Raw genomic sequence first — 6744 nt, 5'->3', positions numbered from 1 at the left:
CCGGCTCACCCGAGCCGGAGCGCGGCGCGGCGTTGTGACTCGCCGCCCGTCAGGCGTGCAGCCGCTCGACGGGGCGGGAGGTGTGCACCTCGATGTCGTGCGCGGCGCGGCTGAGCAGCTGATGGCTCAGGTCCGACAGCGCGCGCGCGGTCGCCAGCTCGTCCCCGATGGCGGGGACGTTCTCGTCCGTCGGATTGCACCTGGCGGTTCCCTGGCCGACGATCTGCCCGCCTTCCTTGCCGCGCAGCCGGGCCTCGGCCTGGACCTCGCTGCCGGATTCGACGATGCTGATCTCGGCGTTCCACGTCTTCGTACGCCTACCCGTACCGGTCACCGGAAGCCTCCCTCCGCCCCCTGGGAACAGTCCCCACACACAGCGTCGCACCGGCGCTGTCCAGCCGCATCTGGAGGCTGACCACAGGGCAATTGGGGGGATAGCCCCATGGCCGGGCGGGCGGCCGGGTCCCTAATGTCATGCGGGAAGGGCCGGGATCCGGGGGGGGAGCGGGCCCGTGCGGCGGGCTTCGGCCCGGCGCCCGGGGACGTGCCGCGGAGAGGGCCAACTCATCTCGTATCGGGGGGTATTCATGCGCAGGCAGGTCCGCTTCATCGGGGCCGTGGCGCTGGCCGGAATCGGGGCGGTCACCGTCGGTGCGTGCAGCCTGGTGGCCGGCACTACCTTCACGGACGACGCCGCGGTGTCGCAGAAGATCACCTCCGTCCGGGTGGACACCCGCGACGGCGCGGTGACGGTGCACGGCGGCAAGGGCGGCGACACGGTCTCCGTCCACCGGTCGGTCACCTACCGCGGTGACCGCCCGAAGGGCCCCAGCCACCGCGTCGAGGGCGGGACCCTGGTGCTCGGCGGCTGCGGCGACGAGTGCTCGGTGAGCTACACGGTCGATCTGCCCGGCACCGTCCCGGTCACCGGCGAGACCACCAACGGCGCGCTGAAGCTGTCCGGCGTGGGCGCGGTGAAGGTGTCCACCAGCTCCGGCAGCATCGACCTGGACCAGGTGTCCGGCGCCGTGGACGTCCGGACGACGAACGGCGAGGTCACCGGCAAGGGGCTGGCGGGCAGCCGCACCGCCGTCGAGACCTCGAACGGCCGGATCGACCTGACCACGACGACACCGCAGGACGTCCGGGCGAAGACGTCCAACGGCGCGATCGCGGTGACGGTGCCGGACGCCCACTACCGGGTGTCCGCGGACACCGACAACGGCGCGAAGAAGATCGGCGTCACCCAGGACCCGGCGGGGCGCTACCGGCTCGACCTGACCACCTCGAACGGGGAGATCACCGCCGAGAAGGCCGCCGGCTGAGGCCGCTTCGGTTTCGCCCCCGGCGGCGCCGCACCGCGACGTCGTAAAGCTGCCGGACCACGGGGGTGGTCGGCTGCTGGACTGGTGAGCACCGCAACGGACCGCTCACCAGGACGGAATCCATGCCGACCGCCGCCCGCACCGCCACCGACTCCGCATACGAATCCGACTCCGAATCCGCAGCCGCAGCCGCAGCCGCATCGGCAGGACCCGCGGCCGTCGCCCGCTCGCCGCTGAACGGCTGGCTCGCCGTGATCGCGGTGATGCTGGGGATCTTCTCCATCGTCACCACCGAAATCCTGCCGATCGGCCTGCTCACCGATATCGCGGCCGACTTCCGCATCTCGGACGGCACGGCCGGGCTGATGATGACGCTCCCCGGGCTGCTGGCCGCCTGCGCCGCGCCGACGGTGACGGTGGCCACCGCACGGATCGACCGGCGGCTGATGCTGTGCGCCTTCCTCGCGCTGCTGGCGCTGGCGAACCTGCTCGCCGCGGTCGCACCGGCCTACTGGCTGGTGCTGCTGTCCCGGGTGCTGGTCGGCATCGTCATCGGGGGTTTCTGGTCGATCGGCGCCGGGCTGGCCGAGCGGCTGGTGCCCGCGGAGTCGGCGGGCAGGGCGACCGCGGTGATCTTCTCCGCGGTGCCGCTGGGCTCGGTGCTCGGGGTGCCCGCGGGGACCCTCCTCGGCAACCTCGCCGGCTGGCGGACGGCCTGCGCCGTCGTGGGGGCACTGTCGCTCGGCGTGCTGGTGCTGATGGCTCTGGTGAGTCCGTCGCTTCCCGCCGTACGGGCCACCAGTGCGGCGATGCTGCGCGGCATGCTGCGCGGCGTCCACACCCGTTTCGCGCTGCTGATGACCTTCCTCGTCGTGCTCGCGCACTTCGGCGCCTACACCTATGTGACGCCCTTCCTGGAACAGGTCGCCCACGTGGCGTCCGCCGGGCTGATCACCGTCTTCCTGCTCGCGTACGGCGTCGCGGGAATCGCTGGGAACTTCCTCGGCGGCGGAATGGTGGCGCGCCGCCCGCGCACCGTCTTCGGGGCCGCGGCGGGGCTGCTCGCCCTCGCCACGCTGCTGCTTCCGGTCCTGGGCCGCGGGGAAGGAGGTGCGCTGGTGCTGCTGGTGGTCTGGGGCATCGCGTACGGCGCGGTGCCGGTAGCGTCGCAGAACTGGTTCGCCAAGGCGGCGCCCGCCGCGCCGGAGGCGGCATCGGTGCTGTTCACCGCCGCGTTCCAGGCGACGCTGTCGCTCGGCGCGCTGACCGGCGGGATGATCGTGGACCGTACGTCGCCGTCGACCGTGATGGCGCTGGGCGGCGCGACCGCGGTCCTGGTGGCCCTGGCGGCGTGGGTGCACCGCGCCAAGCGGCTNCCTCCAGGAGGCCAACCCCTGGGCACTGCACGGCATCGCCGAACGCCTGCTGGAGGCCGAGTCCCGCGGTATGTGGGAGAAGCCCGACGCGGAGACGCTGGCCGCCCTGCGGGACGCCTTCCTGGAGACGGAGGGCGAGCTGGAGGGGGAGGACTGAGGCGCGAAGTGGCGTGACGGGGGCGGTGTTTCACGTGAAACACCGCCCCCGTCACGCCACTTCGCGCCTCAGTCCTCCCCCTCCAGCTCGCCCTCCGTCTCCAGGAAGGCGTCCCGCAGGGCGGCCAGCGTCTCCGCGTCGGGCTTCTCCCACATACCGCGGGACTCGGCCTCCAGCAGGCGTTCGGCGATGCCGTGCAGTGCCCAGGGGTTGGCCTCCTGGAGGAAGGCGCGGTTCTCCGGGTCGAGGACGTAGGTCTGGGCGAGCTTGTCGTACATCCAGTCGGCGACGACCCCGGTCGTGGCGTCGTAGCCGAACAAGTAGTCCACGGTGGCGGCGAGTTCGAAGGCACCCTTGTAGCCGTGGCGACGCATCGCCTCGATCCAGCGGGGGTTGACGACCCGGGCGCGGAAGACCCGGGAGGTCTCCTCGACGAGCGTCCTGGTGCGGACCGTCTCGGGGCGGGTCGAGTCGCCGATGTACGCCTCGGGGGCCTTGCCCTTGAGCGCCTTGACCGTGGCGACCATGCCGCCGTGGTACTGGAAGTAGTCGTCGGAGTCCGCGATGTCGTGCTCGCGGGTGTCGGTGTTCTTGGCGGCCACCGCGATGCGCTTGTAGGCGGTCTCCATCTCGTCGCGAGCCGGGCGGCCTTCGAGCCCGCGGCCGTACGCGTAGCCGCCCCAGACGGTGTAGACCTCGGCCAGGTCCGCGTCGGTGCGCCAGTCGCGGGAGTCGATGAGCTGGAGCAGGCCCGCGCCGTACGTGCCCGGGCGGGAGCCGAAGATCCGGGTGGTGGCGCGGCGCTCGTCACCGTGGGCGGCCAGGTCGGCCTGGGCGTGGGCCCGGATGAAGTTGCGGTCGGCGGGCTCGTCGAGGCCGGCGGCGAGCCGTACCGCGTCGTCGAGCAGGCCGATGACGTGCGGGAACGCGTCCCGGAAGAAGCCGCTGATGCGGAGGGTGACGTCGATGCGGGGGCGGCCCAGCTCGTCGAGCGGGACGGCCTCCAGGCCGGTCACCCGGCGCGAGGCGTCGTCCCACACGGGACGGACGCCGAGCAGCGCCAGCGCCTCCGCCACATCGTCCCCGGAGGTGCGCATCGCGCTGGTGCCCCACAGGGACAGGCCCACCGACTCCGGCCAGTCGCCGTTGTCGTCGCGGTAGCGGGCCAGCAGCGAGTCGGCGAGCGCCTGTCCGGTCTCCCAGGCGAGGCGCGACGGGACGGCCTTGGGGTCGACGGAGTAGAAGTTGCGGCCGGTCGGGAGGACGTTGACCAGGCCGCGCAGCGGCGAGCCGGACGGACCGGCCGGCACGAAGCCGCCGTTGAGGGCGTGCACCGCGTGGTCGAGTTCGTCGGTGGTGGCGGCCAGCCGCGGCACGACCTGCCGGGCGGCGAAGTCGAGGATGTCGGCGACCGCGGCCGGGTGCCCGTCGGCGACCCCGGCCACCGCGGCCGGGTCCCACGTCGCGTCCTCCATCGCCTGGACCAGCGCGCGGGCGAGGGCCTCGGCGTCGTCGGCGGCCGTCCGGGTCGCGGCCGACTCGTCCAGGCCCAGCGCCTCGCGCAGTCCGGGCAGCGCCGAGGTGCCGCCCCAGATCTGCCGGGCGCGCAGGATGGCCAGGACGAGGTTGACCCGCGCCTCGCCGGTCGGCGCACCGCCCAGGACGTGCAGCCCGTCGCGGATCTGGGCGTCCTTGACCTCGCACAGCCAGCCGTCGACGTGCAGCAGGAAGTCGTCGAAGCCGTCGTCGTCGGGGCGTTCGTCCATGCCCAGGTCGTGGTCGAGCTTGGCGGCCTGGATCAGCGTCCAGATCTGCGCGCGGATGGCGGGCAGCTTGGCCGGGTCCATCGAGGAGATCGCGGCGTACTCGTCGAGCAGCTGCTCAAGGCGGGCGATGTCGCCGTAGGAGTCCGCGCGGGCCATCGGCGGGACGAGGTGGTCGACGAGGGTGGCGTGCACCCGGCGCTTGGCCTGGGTGCCCTCGCCCGGGTCGTTGACCAGGAAGGGGTAGACGAGCGGGAGGTCGCCGAGCGCCGCGTCCGGGCCGCAGGCCGCGGAGAGTCCGGCGTTCTTGCCGGGCAGCCACTCCAGATTGCCGTGCTTGCCGAGGTGCACCATCGCGTCGGCGCCGAAGCCGCCGTCCGCGGCGGGGGCGGCGATCCAGCGGTAGGCCGCCAAGTAGTGGTGCGAGGGGGGCAGATCGGGGTCGTGGTAGATCGCGATCGGGTTCTCGCCGAAGCCGCGCGGCGGCTGGATGAGGATCAGCAGATTGCCGCGGCGCAGCGCGGCGAGCACGATGTCGCCGTCGGGGTTGTGGGAGCGGTCGACGAACATCTCGCCGGGCGGCGGGCCCCAGTGCTCCTCGACGGAGCTGCGGAGTTCCTCCGGCAGCGTCGCGTACCAGCGCCGGTAGTCGGCGGCCGGGATCCGGACCGGGTTGCGGGCCAGCTGCTCCTCGGTCAGCCACTCCTGGTCGTGGCCGCCGGCCTCGATGAGGGCGTAGATCAGCTCGTCGCCGTCGCCGGACGCGAGCCCGGGGACCGGCTCGGCGCCGAAGTCGTAGCCCTCGGCCTGGAGGCGGCGCAGCAGTTCGACGGCGCTCGCCGGGGTGTCCAGGCCGACCGCGTTGCCGATCCGGGAGTGCTTGGTGGGGTACGCGGACAGCACCAGCGCCAGGCGCTTCTCGGCGGCCGGGATGTGCCGCAGCCGGGCGTGCCGGACGGCGATCCCGGCGACCCGGGCGGCGCGTTCGGGGTCGGCGACGTACACCGGGAGGCCGTCCTCGTCGACCTCCTTGAAGGAGAACGGCACGGTGATCAACCGCCCGTCGAACTCGGGCACCGCGATCTGCGAGGCGGCGTCGAGCGGGGACACCCCCTCGTCGTTCTCCTCCCAGGCGGCGCGCGACCCAGTCAGGCACAGCGCCTGGAGGATCGGCACGTCCAGGGCGGCCAGCGCCCCCGCGTCCCAGGACTCGTCGTCGCCGCCCGCCGACGCCTCCGCGGGCCTGGTGCCGCCCGCGGCCAGCACGGTGGTGACGATCGCGTCGGCCGCGCGCAGTTCCTCGATCAGCTCCGGCTCGGGGGCGCGCAGCGAGGCGACGAAGAGCGGGAGCGGACGGCCGCCGGCCTCCTCGATCCGGTCGCACAGATCCCGTACGAAGGCGGTGTTGCCGCTCATGTGGTGGGCGCGGTAGTAGAGCACGGCGACCGTCGGGCCGCTGACGTCGCACGCCGCGCGCTCCAGCCGGCCCCAGGAGGGCGCGGGCGCGGGCGGCTCGAAGCCGTGGCCGGTGAGCAGGACGGTGTCGCTGAGGAAGCGGGCCAGCTGCTCCAGGTTGGCCGGACCGCCGTGCGCGAGGTAGGCGTGCGCCTCCGCCGCGATGCCGACCGGGACGGTGGACGCCTCCATGAGCTGGGCGTCGGGGGCCTGTTCACCGGTGAGGACGACGACCGGGCGGTGCTGGTCCGCGGCCAGCAGCAGGTCGAGCCCCTCCTGCCAGGCGCGGATGCCGCCGAGGAGGCGTACGACGACGAGACCGGTGCCGTCGAGGAGGCCGGGCAGTTCGGCGACGTCGAGTCGGGCCGGGTTGGCGAGCCGGTACGGCACCGGTCCCTCGGCGGCACGAGCGCTGAGCAGGTCGGTGTCGGAGGTCGACAGCAGCAGGATCACGGCGCAGCCTTCCTCGGGGTGTCCGCGCCCCGGGTGGTCGTATGGACGGCGGGAGTTCCTGGCTCACCCGGCGGAGGCCGGGTTCACAGTGGCGGGACCGCGCCGGATTCTCACCGGGCTTCCTCCCTGGCGCCGTCGCTGGCGTCCGGCGGGTCAGCCGACCCACCGACCTGCATAGTAAGGGCTGCGTCCCGGCAGCGGGAGCGCGCCTCCGG

The 6744-nt window shown here is 73.4% G+C and carries 3 protein-coding genes, 2 pseudogenes and 1 riboswitch; of the genes and pseudogenes, 3 read left to right on the top strand and 2 right to left on the bottom strand.

The features are described 5' to 3' along the window. Positions 1-49 precede the first annotated feature (49 nt). Entirely contained in the window at positions 50-334 is a 285-nt protein-coding gene (locus ACO1BR_RS03705) for a DUF1876 domain-containing protein (RefSeq protein WP_426793564.1), read from the bottom strand. 253 nt (positions 335-587) lie between these two features. Here ACO1BR_RS03705 and ACO1BR_RS03700 point away from each other — a divergent pair, with 253 nt between their 5' ends. The 3 genes and pseudogenes from ACO1BR_RS03700 to ACO1BR_RS03690 form a co-directional block, all read left to right on the top strand. Next, complete coding sequence (locus ACO1BR_RS03700; protein WP_426793563.1) at positions 588-1325, top strand: DUF4097 family beta strand repeat-containing protein; 738 nt, start codon at positions 588-590, stop codon at positions 1323-1325. A gap of 122 nt (positions 1326-1447) precedes the next feature. After that, positions 1448-2698: pseudogene (locus tag ACO1BR_RS03695) on the top strand (MFS transporter); the annotation flags it as partial. Between the two features lie 4 nt (positions 2699-2702). Next, positions 2703-2858: pseudogene (locus ACO1BR_RS03690) on the top strand (cobaltochelatase subunit CobN); the annotation flags it as partial. Positions 2859-2926: 68 nt separating this feature from the next. Here ACO1BR_RS03690 and cobN read toward each other — a convergent pair. Continuing rightward, positions 2927-6529, bottom strand: a complete 3603-nt coding sequence (gene cobN, locus ACO1BR_RS03685) for a cobaltochelatase subunit CobN (protein WP_426793562.1) — start codon at positions 6527-6529, stop codon at positions 2927-2929. 33 nt (positions 6530-6562) lie between these two features. Further along, positions 6563-6711, bottom strand: a riboswitch (cobalamin riboswitch). Positions 6712-6744: the final 33 nt, after the last annotated feature.

The sequence above is a fragment of the Streptomyces sp. YGL11-2 genome (assembly GCF_050054615.1).
In the GTDB taxonomy this organism is placed as follows: domain Bacteria; phylum Actinomycetota; class Actinomycetes; order Streptomycetales; family Streptomycetaceae; genus Streptomyces.
The sequence above is the reverse complement of the archived record's forward strand: the minus strand, read 5'-3'. Positions and strand labels throughout refer to the sequence as shown.